19 protein-coding genes are annotated in these 12345 nt (G+C 47.7%); 12 read left to right on the forward strand and 7 right to left on the reverse strand.

All coding sequences use genetic code 11. The features are described from left to right. Positions 1 to 30 precede the first annotated feature (30 nt). Entirely contained in the window at positions 31 to 879 is an 849-nt protein-coding gene (locus SBG_RS05785; RefSeq protein ID WP_000190256.1) for a MerR family transcriptional regulator, read from the forward strand. A 51-nt stretch (positions 880 to 930) separates the two neighbouring features. On the opposite strand, the gene SBG_RS05790 is transcribed toward SBG_RS05785, so the two are convergent. Then, entirely contained in the window at positions 931 to 1179 is a 249-nt protein-coding gene (locus SBG_RS05790) for a biofilm/acid-resistance regulator YmgB/AriR (protein WP_000208086.1), read from the reverse strand. 313 nt (positions 1180 to 1492) lie between these two features. Between SBG_RS05790 and SBG_RS05800 the strand changes: the two genes are divergently transcribed. The 7 genes from SBG_RS05800 (at position 1493) to SBG_RS05835 (ending at position 5731) form a co-directional block, all read left to right on the forward strand. After that, a complete protein-coding gene (locus tag SBG_RS05800; RefSeq protein ID WP_000621487.1) occupies positions 1493 to 2038 on the forward strand; it encodes a chorismate mutase in 546 nt (181 codons plus the stop codon). Positions 2039 to 2062: 24 nt separating this feature from the next. Next, positions 2063 to 2845, forward strand: a complete 783-nt coding sequence (locus tag SBG_RS05805; RefSeq protein ID WP_015702837.1) for a transporter substrate-binding domain-containing protein — start codon at positions 2063 to 2065, stop codon at positions 2843 to 2845. A gap of 96 nt (positions 2846 to 2941) precedes the next feature. Next, on the forward strand, positions 2942 to 3580 hold the full coding sequence (leuE, locus tag SBG_RS05810) for a leucine efflux protein LeuE (RefSeq protein ID WP_000457184.1): 639 nt from the start codon (positions 2942 to 2944) through the stop codon (positions 3578 to 3580). A gap of 173 nt (positions 3581 to 3753) precedes the next feature. Continuing rightward, positions 3754 to 4116, forward strand: coding sequence for a DUF1971 domain-containing protein YeaR (yeaR, locus tag SBG_RS05815; protein ID WP_000939307.1), 363 nt, complete (start codon positions 3754 to 3756; stop codon positions 4114 to 4116). Between the two features lie 2 nt (positions 4117 to 4118). Beyond that, positions 4119 to 4301, forward strand: coding sequence for a DUF1869 domain-containing protein (locus SBG_RS05820; RefSeq protein ID WP_020843991.1), 183 nt, complete (start codon positions 4119 to 4121; stop codon positions 4299 to 4301). A gap of 228 nt (positions 4302 to 4529) precedes the next feature. Further along, positions 4530 to 5171 carry a hypothetical protein gene (locus SBG_RS05825; RefSeq protein ID WP_024134991.1) on the forward strand — a complete coding sequence of 214 codons (642 nt, stop codon included), beginning with the start codon at positions 4530 to 4532 and terminating at the stop codon, positions 5169 to 5171. A gap of 311 nt (positions 5172 to 5482) precedes the next feature. Beyond that, the gene (locus SBG_RS05835; RefSeq protein ID WP_000512151.1) at positions 5483 to 5731 is read left to right on the forward strand and encodes a GlsB/YeaQ/YmgE family stress response membrane protein; all 249 of its coding nucleotides are present in this window, start codon (positions 5483 to 5485) and stop codon (positions 5729 to 5731) included. A 138-nt stretch (positions 5732 to 5869) separates the two neighbouring features. Here SBG_RS05835 and SBG_RS21525 read toward each other — a convergent pair whose 3' ends face one another. Next, positions 5870 to 5968: a YoaK family small membrane protein gene (locus SBG_RS21525; protein ID WP_001589065.1), complete on the reverse strand. Its 99-nt coding sequence runs from the start codon at positions 5966 to 5968 to the stop codon at positions 5870 to 5872. A gap of 186 nt (positions 5969 to 6154) precedes the next feature. Here SBG_RS21525 and SBG_RS05840 point away from each other — a divergent pair, with 186 nt between their 5' ends. Both SBG_RS05840 and SBG_RS05845 read left to right on the forward strand, forming a co-directional pair. Then, on the forward strand, positions 6155 to 6406 hold the full coding sequence (locus SBG_RS05840; protein ID WP_000779518.1) for a putative hemolysin: 252 nt from the start codon (positions 6155 to 6157) through the stop codon (positions 6404 to 6406). A 68-nt stretch (positions 6407 to 6474) separates the two neighbouring features. Further along, the gene (locus tag SBG_RS05845; RefSeq protein WP_015702838.1) at positions 6475 to 6786 is read left to right on the forward strand and encodes a hypothetical protein; all 312 of its coding nucleotides are present in this window, start codon (positions 6475 to 6477) and stop codon (positions 6784 to 6786) included. Here SBG_RS05845 and SBG_RS05850 read toward each other — a convergent pair. Continuing rightward, positions 6772 to 7119: a DUF488 domain-containing protein gene (locus tag SBG_RS05850; RefSeq protein WP_000907094.1), complete on the reverse strand. Its 348-nt coding sequence runs from the start codon at positions 7117 to 7119 to the stop codon at positions 6772 to 6774. The two genes, SBG_RS05845 and SBG_RS05850, sit on opposite strands and share 15 nt — an antisense overlap. A gap of 110 nt (positions 7120 to 7229) precedes the next feature. Next, complete coding sequence (locus SBG_RS05855; protein ID WP_000106780.1) at positions 7230 to 8414, reverse strand: CynX/NimT family MFS transporter; 1185 nt, start codon at positions 8412 to 8414, stop codon at positions 7230 to 7232. Positions 8415 to 8514: 100 nt separating this feature from the next. On the opposite strand from SBG_RS05855, the gene SBG_RS05860 reads away from it, so the two are divergent. Then, positions 8515 to 9288 (forward strand): AraC family transcriptional regulator, encoded by a 774-nt coding sequence (locus tag SBG_RS05860; RefSeq protein ID WP_015702839.1) that lies wholly within the window; start codon positions 8515 to 8517, stop codon positions 9286 to 9288. Here SBG_RS05860 and SBG_RS05865 read toward each other — a convergent pair whose 3' ends face one another. Further along, entirely contained in the window at positions 9289 to 9735 is a 447-nt protein-coding gene (locus tag SBG_RS05865; protein WP_000460715.1) for a DUF441 domain-containing protein, read from the reverse strand. 209 nt (positions 9736 to 9944) lie between these two features. On the opposite strand from SBG_RS05865, the gene yoaI reads away from it, so the two are divergent. Then, positions 9945 to 10049, forward strand: a complete 105-nt coding sequence (yoaI, locus tag SBG_RS05870) for a small membrane protein YoaI (RefSeq protein ID WP_024134992.1) — start codon at positions 9945 to 9947, stop codon at positions 10047 to 10049. Here yoaI and SBG_RS05875 read toward each other — a convergent pair. Beyond that, the gene (locus SBG_RS05875) at positions 10046 to 10564 is read right to left on the reverse strand and encodes a YbaK/prolyl-tRNA synthetase associated domain-containing protein (protein WP_024134993.1); all 519 of its coding nucleotides are present in this window, start codon (positions 10562 to 10564) and stop codon (positions 10046 to 10048) included. The genes yoaI and SBG_RS05875 overlap by 4 nt on opposite strands. Positions 10565 to 10616: 52 nt before the next feature. Continuing rightward, entirely contained in the window at positions 10617 to 12107 is a 1491-nt protein-coding gene (gene dgcJ, locus SBG_RS05880; protein WP_001048648.1) for a diguanylate cyclase DgcJ, read from the reverse strand. Between the last annotated feature and the right edge of the window lie 238 nt (positions 12108 to 12345).

The following is a 12345-nucleotide window of genomic DNA, read 5'->3' on the forward strand; positions in this document are numbered from 1 at the left end:
TTTCTTACATCATCATGAGGCCAGACAGACATGGCTACTTTTAGTATTATCGCAATGGCTGCACAGTGTGGCGTCACAACAGCAAATATCCGTGCCTGGGAACGTTATGGTCTGCTTGAACCCGTAAAGGATGAAGCTGGCAATCGTTTTTATTGCATGGAAGATGCTATCAAAATACAACATATTATCGACGCGTTAAGCAAAGGCTTCTCATTAAAAGAGATCAAGCCTGCGCTCTATGGCGAAGAGACATATTGTCGCTCCGGGTGGTTATTCTACCAGGAAGAGATTTTAGCGCAGTGTAGAAATTTTAATCCTGCTAAGTTGCGAAAATTACTCTGGCGTTATGGTCGGGAAATCCCGCCTGTTATCGTAATTGAGTCGATACTGCGCCCTTTAAGGTTGTGGCTGTCAGCAGGCAGTGATGATGCGCGCCGATTTGAAAAAGCCTTACTGGATACTGCGATTATTGAATACGCTACGTTCCAGCTAAGCAGCGTAAGGAAGGCGCCTGCGGGGACTATGCTTATTGCCGCCTTTTCGTTGAATGACCCTATTGAGTTATGGCTGGAGACGATTAAATATTGCAGTGAAGGTATGCGGGTTGAAGTTATCCCGTGGCAGACGCCGATGCCCGACCTTTTAGCCACCTCTTTCGAGCATATTGTTCTGTGGCATGACGAAACGTTAACACCTGCTCAGGAAAATCTTATTCAGGCTTTAAAAGAGTCAGGTAAATTTAGCCTTCAGGTAAAAAATGGCTCAGGACTCTTCTTATTGCCAGCAGTGCACCAGCAGCATGACACCTCAGCCGGTTTGCGGTATGTCGACCCGCAAATCTGTTCAGGCGGTTATGAAAAGTCAGGTGCGGCACGTTGATGTACCCGTGTCGTTAACGAACAAAGGAGGGTAAACCCTCCTTTATATATATTAGATGTCGTCAGGAGTCTGAAACAAAACGGCTTCTAATGCATTACGGTAAATATCAAGCTGAACTACGTCTTTTTCTGTTTCCAGTTTTTCGATAAGTTTTGCGATAATATCCTTATTTGAGACATGCTGCTGTGATTGCAATAGTTCGTAAGTAATTTCCTGAATAGCTCGTTGTTCACATAACATATGTGCAGAAAAAGGGTTGCCAGTACTATTTTGTTCATTGACTAGTGTAATGGTAGTCATATTTCACCATATTCGATGTAAATTGAAGCCGATCTCCCTGAGCGGGGGAGAGAAATTAGTGACTTATTAAAGTTAGACCTATATCATAAAATTGTAATAAAAAATCATGAAAACGTGATGTTCATCACATTTATGTAATTTGTTGTATATTTCATACACATTTAATGAAGGTAAAGAGGCAGCAGAATCAACAGAGGGGGCTTTTTTTAACCAAGTTTAAACAAAAAAGTATTAACACCGCTCTAAATAATTACTTAATGTTATATTAACAAAGGTAAAATATTGTCAGACCTCCGTAAAAGGAGATTGAATCATGATTCGCACGATCGCCATTTTCCTTTGTTCTTTATTGATGTGTAGCACCACCTTTGCTGATTCGGTTACCTCAGTATCACTCGGTGCCCTTTCTGATGCTCTCAATGAGCGCATGTTATTAATGAAAGAGGTGGCTGCTTATAAAATGAAATATCAGTTACCAGTGAATGATTTCGCTCGTGAGCAAAATGTCTTCGCCGAGGCTGAAGAAGAGGCTAAAAATAATGGCCTGGACCCGCGTTCGGTAAGACCTTTTATTCGCTCGCTAATGGATGCCGGTAAGGCGATACAGCAACGCTATTTAGCGCAATGGGGGGCCGGATTGTCTCCCCCTTTTCCCACACAAGCCTTGTCGGTGTCCCGGCAGCGTATTCGGCAAATCGATAATCAATTGTTGATCATTATTAGTCAGCGTCTGATGGTAGGGGCGTTTAGCCATGAAGATATGGCCTGGCTGAGAGCACAGCTTAGCGCCCCGAATCTGAGCGAGGCTGATATCAACGATGTGCTGGCCGCGTTGTCCCTGGTACAACGTACACATTAGCGCTAAAAAAGAGAAGAATATGTGATGTCCAGAAAAACGAGAATATTGGCACTCATAGGGTTATTGGTAGCCGCAACCGCGGTAAGAGCGGAAACGAAACTTCTGCGTGTCGGTGTAGATTTAGAAAATCCTCCGTTTCAGGCCAGAGACTCTCGCGGAAACCCGACGGGGTTTAATATTGATGTAACGAATGCGCTGTGTCAGGCAATAAATGTAAAATGTCAGTATATCGTGAACAGCTTTGATGCGCAGATCCCGGAATTGCTGGCACGAAAAGTCGATGTCATTATGCCGCTGGGCGTCACGCCAAAAAGAAGAGCGTCGATTGCCTTTACTCACTATGTATACCATGATCCCACGGTACTGGTTGCCAGGAAAACGGCGAATGTCCTGCCGCAGATAGCGCTCTTACAGGGTAAAAATATCGCGGTAGTGCAAGGAAGTATCCAGGAAACCTGGGCCAATACTTATTGGCAACCTGCGGGGGTGACGATAAAAAGCTATTCTGATATGAATTCAATTTATCAGGACTTAGTGGCCGGGCGGCTTGATGGCGCACTGTGTACAGCCATTGCGCTCAAATTTGGTTTTTTACACACCGTGGCAGGTAAGCCATTTGAAGTAAAGGGGGCTGCAGTAACGGATACGCGTTTATTTAGCATTGGTTCGGCTTATGGCATCCGTAAAGAGGATGGGACAACACAGCAATTACTCAATCAGGGACTGGAAAAAATTAAGCGTAACGGTAGCTGGCTGGCGATAAAAGAGCGTTATTTTGGCGATTTAGATATAGACGTGCCTGAATAGCAGTGTTGAGATGTGCTTTTGCTTCCCATCTTTCGGTGCATTCGTTAGCATATTGTTTCGCAGTTAAGCGTAAATCTTTTTCAGGAAGAGGTTAATGTGTTCGCGGAGTATGGAGTTCTGAATTATTGGACGTATCTGTTAGGGGCAATTTTTATCGTTCTGGTGCCGGGGCCGAATACACTTTTTGTGCTTAAAAATAGTGTAGGACGTGGGATTAAAGGAGGGTACCTTGCCGCAAGTGGTGTATTTATCGGCGATGCGATATTAATGTTTCTGGCATATGCAGGTGTGGCGACGTTGATCAAAACGACGCCAGTTCTGTTTAACATTGTTCGCTATCTCGGCGCATTTTATCTGCTTTACCTCGGCGCAAAAATTCTGTACGCGACTCTGACGTCGAAAGGCGGTGCGGCAGCGGAGACAGAGGTTCCTTTTGGCGCTATTTTTAAACGTGCGTTAATTCTGAGTCTGACCAATCCTAAAGCCATACTTTTTTATGTCTCCTTTTTTGTGCAGTTTATTGACGTCAATGCGTCGCATACTGGCGTATCATTTTTTATTTTGGCGATCACGTTGGAAATCGTCAGCTTCTGCTATCTGAGCTTTTTAATCCTTTCTGGCGCTTTCGTAACCCACTATATTCGTACCAAAAAGAAACTGGCTAAAGTGGGCAACTCGCTGATTGGCCTTCTTTTTGTTGGTTTTGCAGCCCGGCTGGCAACCCTTCAGTCTTGAGCTTGTTGACCCGCTAACAATGGCGGGTCATTGCTCTCATTTCCGTTTTAGCGCATGAAAGTAGCGACATAAAGTAACTAATAAATGGTATTTAAAATGCTGTTTATGGGGCGTAACCTTCTTACGACAGTGATGAAATAATCGCTGAGTTACCCGCGGGAAGAGGGAAGAAAATGCTTCAAATTCCACAAAATTACATCCACACCCGTTCCACGCCATTCTGGAACAAAGCGTCGGCACCTGCCGGAATTTTCGAACGCCATCTTGATAAGGGAACGCGTCCGGGTGTTTACCCCCGACTCTCGGTGATGCAGGGGGCGGTCAAATATCTCGGATATGCCGATGAACATAGCCCTGAGCCGGAAGAGGTCATGATTATCAACGCCGGAGAATTTGGCGTGTTTCTTCCGGAGAAGTGGCACAACATTGAAGTGATGACGGATGATACTTATTTTAACATTGACTTTTTTGTCGCTCCGGAAGTGTTGATGGAAGGAACGCGTTCACGAAAAGTCATTCATACCGGGAGGACATGATCATGGGGAAAGCCACCTATACTGTTACGGTAACGAATAATAGCAACGGTGTCTCTGTGGACTATGAAACGGAAACGCCGATGACGTTATTGGTGCCTGAAGTCGCGGCGGAAGTGGTTAAGGATCTGGTCAATACTGTCCGTTCCTACGATACCGAAAACGAACATGACGTTTGCGGTTGGTAAGGATAATTTAATATATTATTGATATATAAACATTTTTATATTAAAAGCCGTATTGCGTGTCGCCAGCGTGATGCGGCTTTTTCTTGTCTGAAAATACTGTTTATTGGCATCAGACACAGGTTGAAAAGAAACATTAAGAAAACATTAAGAATATCGCATTGTTTGCTAATGAGAGCGTATTCATAAAACTTATGATTGGGTATTGAAAACCAGAAGAGTCTTATGATCATGAAATTCGATACCCGATTAAATTCGTCAGCACTTCTTCTCGCACTTGCCGCTGTGGTCATCCCGTTTACGGCAGACTGGCAAGTGCCTTTGCTTAGTGGCGTGGTAGTCAGATGGATTGAAAATGGACAAGCGCTATGGTTGCTGTTTGGGGCACTATTTACTACGTGGTATATTCGGCCATTTTCCCGTCCCGAAGGGGCAAAGCAATTTTGGTTATGGGCGGTTATCTGGTGGGTTGTATTACTGGGCAGGAGCACCAGCTGGGGACGTGACTATTTCCCTGGCGAGCCGCACATACTGTTCAGAACGATCTCTGTTTTGTTAATTGCCGCACTGGTATTGCCGCTCCTGTTTTCTGCTGGCCTGCGTAAAGAGATTGTTCGTCGTCTGCGGGAAGCGCCTCTGCCATTATGGTTGTTTGCTGTGACAGCATGTTCATATCTGATTTCTGACACCGTTGAGCATCATCGGCTACTATCGCCGATATTCCTGCATAACGCGCATTATACGGATTTGATTGAAGAGCTGTACGAGGTGCCATTCATGATTGGTTTGTTTATGGTGACCCTTGGGTTTATGCGGCAGGACAAACAGCATGAGTATACAGCGCTTAAGATGACGCCTTATCACGCCAAATAGTGCGGTGAGTAAGGCGCCAGATTCGGCGTAAGCCACCTGCGGCCTGCTAAAAAAAGCCCGCACTCGACGAGGCGGGCAAACAATACGGGAAGCAATGTGAGCAATGTCGTACCGAAGCGTTGAGTGACAAACTCAACCACCTGGTATTGATAAAGATAATCGTTATCATTAATGCATGCAACCCTGATTTTTATGTGCCTTTATTCATGGTATTAAAGGTGATAAACATCACAAACTTCACTTTTCTGACGATGTGCTATTCTTTTTAACGGCATATAAACCGCTAACGTTAAGACATAAGTGAGGAAAAAATGGGTATTCTTTCATGGATTATTTTTGGGCTTATTGCGGGTATTTTGGCTAAGTGGATTATGCCAGGCAAAGATGGCGGCGGATTCTTTATGACGATCATTCTGGGGATCGTTGGTGCGGTCGTCGGCGGATGGATCAGCACGCTTTTTGGTTTCGGCAAAGTAGACGGCTTTAACTTTGGTAGCTTTGCGGTCGCCGTGATCGGCGCGATTGTCGTACTGTTAATCTACAGAAAAATCAAAAGCTAAACGTACAACCTCCAGAGATAATAAAGGCTACGACAGGTAGCCTTTATTATGTAAAACGTTTTTACCATCAGTCTTGTTCTGTACCCGACACCGCCATTAGCGCGATGCCCATCAATACCATCGTTGTTTTTCTCATCGTTATGCTCCCGGCGCGGCATAACCGCCAATAAAAAACCATGCCAGAAATAGTATTGCCGTAATGAAAATGACGACAGGGAAAAGGATGCCCACTCTCATACTGTTACCTTCACCGTTCAGGGGGCGTCAGCATAGCAGGCTTCCTGCAACGACAAAAGTTGGATTGCAGGAGACCAGATATTCACTTAGCCTGGAATGAATATCTGCTAATGCACTGACAGAAAGCATGGAAATAGCGTACGCGTCAGGTTATCCTGGGCAGAAAGAATTTTCACAGGAGCGGTTATGAAATTGACGTGGATTGCATTGCCAGGCGTATTGTTGCTTGGCGCGTGTTCGTCGTCGCAACACGACGTCCCGAAGCCGCCGCACATCGGTATGCCTAACCCTGCAGCCGTCTACTGCGAACAACAGGGGGGTACGCTGGTACCGGTGCAGACTCCACAAGGCGTGCGTTCTGATTGCAACTTGCCTAACGGCGAGATCGTGGATGAATGGACGTTATGGCGTCGCGATCATCCCAATACGAAAAAGTGACAAACAGCGGGCCGACGGGATATGATTAAGAATAATCTGGCAGCAGGTTTTACGTGGTACAAGAAATTATGTTTCAGTTAAAGCCGGGGGCGCTGGCAATAGTGATCGGCGCTAAGACGGTCGCCGGGCGGCGGAATTTGGGTAAGTCGGTTGAGTTATTTTGCCTGTGCCAGCCCGGGGCTAAATTCATTAATCCGGTAAATGGGCACGTTACCTTACTGCCGAAAGAGGCGCCCCGGGCGTTGTGGTTAGTCACGGGCGACGTGACCTCCGCTAATGGTCAGCACGGTTTTGCCTGGGTGCGCGCAGAACATCTGATGCCGCTTTCACCGGACAACCCGCCAGGCCAGGCAGCAACCCGCCAGTTACAATTCTCGTAACCACTCCGCCAGGACAAGAGCATGATTCTGGCAGGTATTTTTGGCGGCGTATAGCAACGTCAGTGGTTGTTGTCGGGCAATATCCGCCAGCCGTTTGCCTTCCTGCAAATGTTGCGCGAGTTCTGTACGGTATTGTTGCGTGAAATGGTCAAAATCAATCATTTCGCTATGAAAGGCGTTGCGTAATTCTGTGGAAGGCGTAATGATTTTATTCCATTCATCACATACCAGCGCCGCTTTCTTGATGCCACGTGGCCATAATCTGTCAACCAATACCCGATAGCCATCGTTTTTTTCTACCGGGGAATAGACGCGTTTACACTGAATTAACATTTTTTCTCCTGCGAAGGTACCGCGTGCGGAATTTCTGCTTGCAGTTAGCGGATAGTGGCGTAAATATGGTGTCCGCCATCAGGCACTCCAGAATTTGCCATCCGTCTCATTTATGACGATATCTCCCGATCGCGTCCTGCGTAAAGGCCGAAAATCGCCATAATGATAGCCAGAATTGCCACCCCCGATAGCGGAAGATACCAGCTCCCGCTGGCGTCATGAAGTTTTCCCATAATGGGTGGGCCACATGCCGCCAGTAAATATCCGACCGATTGCGCCATGCCGGAAAGCGCTGCCGCCTGATGTGCTGAACTGGCACGCAGACCGATAAACGTCAGGCCGAGGATCATTGTTGCACCCGAACCGAAGCCGAACAGCAGCGTCCAGATGACCGCCTGGGCCGGCGCAAACCAAAGTCCGGCCGCGCCGGCCGCGCACAGTAACGACACCAGTGCGGCAATCCGGCGTTGATCGTTAAAGCGATGCAAAATCAGCGGAATGACTAACCCCGGCGCAGCGGTGGCCAGTTGTAGCAGGCCATGTAGCGTTCCTGCCTGCGCCTCGCTGTATCCATGGCTGATAAGCATTGCCGGTAGCCAGCCGATAATGACGTAATAAATAAGCGAGTTTATGCCAAGAAACAGAGTGACCTGCCAGGCTAAAGGTGAGCGCCAGATACCGCGTTCATGGAATGTGCGGGAAGTGCTCAGGTTAGCCTGGCGGGTCCTGCGCCACTGCGGCAACCAGATGATAAATGCCAACAATGGAAACAGCATCAACATTAACAGAGCGCCGCGCCAGCCAAAACCGTGTAACGCCAGCGGCACCACCAGTGCGGACCCCAACGCGGCAGCAGCCCCCATCGTCAATGAGTACGCCCCTGTCAACCTGGCGACATGTTGTGAAAAATCACGCTTAATTAATCCTGGAAGCAACACATTACCCAGTGCGATTCCACAACCAATAATAGCGGTTCCGATAAACAACAGGACGGTGGAGGGGAGAGAGCGGAGGGCAATACCCGCACAAATTAACAGCATTGCGGCAAACAAGCTGCGCTCCATCCCAAAACGACGGGCTATACTGGCGGCCAGGGGTGACACCAGGGCAAAAGCCAGCAGTGGTAAGGTCGTTAGTAGTCCTGTCTGGGCAGTGGAAAGACCATAATCCGCGCGGATCGTCTCCAGTAACGGCGCTGCACCGGTAAACGTTACGCGCAGCGTAGTGGCTATCATCAGAATACCAGCTATCAGGAGCGCACCCTGTTTACCGCGTGGTGTAAGGGGAGTTGACATGCTTTTCTCATTTCGTCAGGCGAGGCGATACCTTAACAGTTTTTACGGTTTGGATGAATCAAGCTAAAATGACAATTTATCGCTAAAATCGGACACAATAATGCGTGGCCTGAGACTGAACGGCTATGAACCTGATCTTCACCACGACGCGGCAGTGGCCTTTAGTATTCGCGCCAGAGACGACGAACTTTTTAGTCCTCTCCATCAGCATCGTAAGGGTCAGTTGATTCTTGCCCTGCATGGCGCGATTACCTGCGAGGTGGAAAATGCCATGTGGATGGTTCCTCCACAGTACGCAGTCTGGATCCCCGGTACGTTGCCTCACAGTAACCATGTAACGGCGGGGGCTAAGCTGTGCTTTTTGTTTATTGAACCCGACGCTGTCGTCATGCCGGAACGCTGCTGTACGCTAAAAATTTCACCGTTATGCCGGGAATTAATTTTGTCGCTGGCGCGCAGAACGGATGCCGGGAGAGCGACGCTGCCCACGCAGCGCCTTATTCAGGTGTTGTTTGATGAACTACCGCAGCAGCCACAGGAACAGCTACAATTACCCGTGTCAGCCCATCCGAAAATTCGCCAAATGGTGGATACGATGGCGCGGGAGCCAGCGCGATGGAATACGTTAGGGCAGTGGTCCCGCGTATTCGCTATGAGCGAGCGCAACCTTGCCCGTCTGGTAGTAAAAGAGACGGGGCTGAACTTTCGCCGTTGGCGCCATCAGCTACAGTTAATTCTGGCGCTGCAGGCGCTGGTCGCGGGGAATAGCGTACAGCAGACGGCGCAAATGCTGGGGTATGATTCCACCACGGCATTTATTAGCATGTTTAAGAAAGGTCTGGGGAAAACGCCAGGCCAGTACCTGGCGCGCTAGTTACTGCTTCCCGACAATTAAAGAGACCAGTCCTGCCGCAATAAGCGGGCCGACTGGCACGCCGCGAAACAACGCAACACCCAACACTGTACCGACCAGCAGCCCGGCGACAAGCTGCGGTTGACTTCCCATCAGCGTAACACCGCGACCGCCCAGCCAGGAGACGATGACGCCGACGGCAATCGCCACCAGCGACTTCCAGTTCACAAAAGAGTGAATTAATGTGGATGGCGGCAGGGTACCGCTGGCCACAGGGGCCATCACACTGATGGTCAGAATGATAATCCCTACGGTGAGCCCCTGCTTTTCAATCCAGGGGAAAAAGGTATTCAGCGGGGTTACGCGAACAATAATTAGCACCAGAACTGAGACGGCAACCGTGGTGTTGTGGCTAATAAATCCCAGGGCTGCCAGCCCGAGTAGGATCAGCAGAGTGACATCAAACATTATGGTTTCCTTGCCAAAAAGTAAGCCCGATTACTTTACGCCTGAATGGGAAAGCGCACAGGCTTTTTTAACGATTGATGCGGTTTTCCGGCAGATGCCTGAAAGGTCAAATTTCTGTGCAAAAAACGACGTCTTGTCATTAAATTGCCATTAGCGCAGAGTATTGATAACGGGTAAATCTTTATTGCTGTCTTCCAAAGGAGACAAGTATGTATGATCCGTTACTTCTTGAGGCGCTGACAATAGCGGCATCGTTTTTCGCCATTTTTATGATCATCGTTATATCTGTCTTGCTCTTCGAAAGAGTAAGTTAGCTCGTCTGTGAGGACTGCGAGCGGCGAAAGGTGATAAGCTCTGGCCGGGCGATGCGCAGATAGTCCTGTGTGTTCATAATGACAGATTTTTCCAGCAGACCGGCATTAAAGGCAATTTCATCGAAGCGCTCAAACAGGAGCGGATCGGCGACCAGTTTCAGGTTTGGGTGAAAACTGAAAGGCGGGATCGCGCCAAAAACGCAGCCGGTTAGCATATCGACTTCTGCCGGGCTGGCAAGAGATGCCCGCAAGCCGCCCAGATGCGACGCCAACTGAGAAAGATCGGCTTGCTGATCGGCCGCCAGAATAGCCAGAACATGCTGGTTGATGCCGTTGCCTTTGACTTTACAGACCAGCGCTTTTGCGCCCTGGCCCAGCGCGGTGCCACGAATTTCAGATACCGCTTCGCATTTTCCTACCGCTTCATGGCTCACAACACGAAAACGCGCGTTCTCCTGCGTTAATAATGTTACTAAACGCTGGTGCGTAGTGAGGTCTTTCGCGACGTCAGTCAATTCGGTCATTTCTCTCTCCTGGTGCAACATGAAAATTCACTGCGAAACACTATCATGAACGATGCTGTTTTTGTTGCTTGTTCAGGTAGAGCTGCGCATCGGAAGCCTGGTAGGCATCATTAATGGTGTCATTCGGTTGCATATTATAAATACCGGCAGAAAAATGGACTGTCTTGTCCGGCGCGATAATTTGCAGATTACGAATAATACGTTCCGGCAGATGCATAGCCAATTCTGCCGCGTAATCGACAAGGATAATACAGAACTCATCCCCGCCGAGGCGAATCGCATAATCGCTTTTACGAATTGATGTTTTAATCGCTTTCGCTAAAAGCGTAATGATTCGATCGCCTTCCTGATGCCCGTGAGTATCGTTAATCACTTTTAACTTATCACAATCAATAGCGACAAATGTCACCGGGGTACCGGCGTTTACCAGCCGTTGCAGTCGTTGCTCCAGTACCGGCGTCAATATTTTACGGTTATAGAGCCCGGTCATGGCATCGCTAATATTTTCGCGCGTAACGTTGCGGTAAAGCCGAAAGTGCATTCGTACCATATTGAGCAGAAGCGCCGTCGCCAGTAAGTAAAACGCCAGCGCTTTCCAGGATGAGACAAGGAAATAGGTTAAATCAAGAGATAAAGAAACGCGCAGCCCACCGGGGATATCGTGATTATAATTCACATATTGAAACAGATTATTTTTGCTCTGGTTAATAATGATTTCTTTACCAGAGTCCAGATCGGTTAGCGTGACATTCAGGTAGCGCCAGACCAGTGGACGGTCCTGGGTATAGAAAATATTTTTTAAATTATCCTGGTTAACGTCCACCAGTACAATGCCTTTTAACGTGCCAGCCAGATAGACTGGCGTTAAAAAGCTCATGACGTTTTCCTGGGTAATATCATCCATGTAGATGCTGGAAATAACCGTGCGGCCAGTGAAAAGCTTATCGATGTCTTTCCTGTTAATACCCATTGTGCCTTTTTGTAAAAAAGTCCAACGATGCATAGCGAAGCGCCGTGAGTTGATTAAATCATAGAAATAAACATAATGCTTAGTTAAATCAACGTAATAGCGGAACTTAAGCTCCAGTGTGCCCAGCCCGTGGCTGTGGTCGTCCTGCGCACGGTTGATGCTGACCGCCTGATCAAACGCAGGCAGTAAAAGGACGTCATCAAGATTATCGGTACACTGTGTAGCGGCGGTTTGTAAGGTGCCATGCAGCGCCGGATAATTATGGCGGGTCAGATTGACGCCATGCGTACCGTTAATCGTTTCAAAGGCAGCGCAGAACGCGCGGCGTTTTTCTGCCGTCACGGGGTCGCCCGGCGCTTCAAAGGTCCGCATCAAATGCGCGGCGATACTTTGATTCTGATACTTATCGTACAAAAACGATGAATCGGCTCTCTCCATGATATAACGCATATAGGCATTCATTGCCCGGTCGCTGGCGATAAGTTCGTAAATCAGGAAGGACGATGTCAAAACGATGACGCTTGCCGAGATAAAGTGCCTGAGCGCTTTATGATGCAAATTCATGATGAACTACAGCCCTGAAAGTCGGATACGGTAGTTTACCACAGGGATAAGAATTCCTCTAATACACTTATTAAAAATAAGTGCCTTTGATATTCATGAATAAAAATCATTCTCGCTTTAATAATGCAGGTAATACATTTTGTTTATATTTTCACTTGTGACTATTGTAATAAAAATTAAACTTTTAATTAACGGGATTGATTTATTTATGACAAAAATAAAATAGCCTTTATTATTA

Origin of the sequence: Salmonella bongori NCTC 12419 (assembly GCF_000252995.1) — a bacterium.
Lineage (GTDB): Bacteria > Pseudomonadota > Gammaproteobacteria > Enterobacterales > Enterobacteriaceae > Salmonella > Salmonella bongori.

Coding starts and splice junctions, on each gene's coding strand:
- SBG_RS05785 (WP_000190256.1), top strand. CDS start 31: ATGGCTACTTTTAGTATTATCGCAATGGCTGCACAGTGTGGCGTCACA.
- SBG_RS05790 (WP_000208086.1), bottom strand. CDS start 1,179: ATGACTACCATTACACTAGTCAATGAACAAAATAGTACTGGCAACCCT.
- SBG_RS05800 (WP_000621487.1), top strand. CDS start 1,493: ATGATTCGCACGATCGCCATTTTCCTTTGTTCTTTATTGATGTGTAGC.
- SBG_RS05805 (WP_015702837.1), top strand. CDS start 2,063: ATGTCCAGAAAAACGAGAATATTGGCACTCATAGGGTTATTGGTAGCC.
- yeaR (WP_000939307.1), top strand. CDS start 3,754: ATGCTTCAAATTCCACAAAATTACATCCACACCCGTTCCACGCCATTC.
- SBG_RS05820 (WP_020843991.1), top strand. CDS start 4,119: ATGGGGAAAGCCACCTATACTGTTACGGTAACGAATAATAGCAACGGT.
- SBG_RS05825 (WP_024134991.1), top strand. CDS start 4,530: ATGAAATTCGATACCCGATTAAATTCGTCAGCACTTCTTCTCGCACTT.
- SBG_RS05835 (WP_000512151.1), top strand. CDS start 5,483: ATGGGTATTCTTTCATGGATTATTTTTGGGCTTATTGCGGGTATTTTG.
- SBG_RS21525 (WP_001589065.1), bottom strand. CDS start 5,968: ATGAGAGTGGGCATCCTTTTCCCTGTCGTCATTTTCATTACGGCAATA.
- SBG_RS05840 (WP_000779518.1), top strand. CDS start 6,155: ATGAAATTGACGTGGATTGCATTGCCAGGCGTATTGTTGCTTGGCGCG.
- SBG_RS05845 (WP_015702838.1), top strand. CDS start 6,475: ATGTTTCAGTTAAAGCCGGGGGCGCTGGCAATAGTGATCGGCGCTAAG.
- SBG_RS05850 (WP_000907094.1), bottom strand. CDS start 7,119: ATGTTAATTCAGTGTAAACGCGTCTATTCCCCGGTAGAAAAAAACGAT.
- SBG_RS05855 (WP_000106780.1), bottom strand. CDS start 8,414: ATGTCAACTCCCCTTACACCACGCGGTAAACAGGGTGCGCTCCTGATA.
- SBG_RS05860 (WP_015702839.1), top strand. CDS start 8,515: ATGCGTGGCCTGAGACTGAACGGCTATGAACCTGATCTTCACCACGAC.
- SBG_RS05865 (WP_000460715.1), bottom strand. CDS start 9,735: ATGTTTGATGTCACTCTGCTGATCCTACTCGGGCTGGCAGCCCTGGGA.
- yoaI (WP_024134992.1), top strand. CDS start 9,945: ATGTATGATCCGTTACTTCTTGAGGCGCTGACAATAGCGGCATCGTTT.
- dgcJ (WP_001048648.1), bottom strand. CDS start 12,107: ATGAATTTGCATCATAAAGCGCTCAGGCACTTTATCTCGGCAAGCGTC.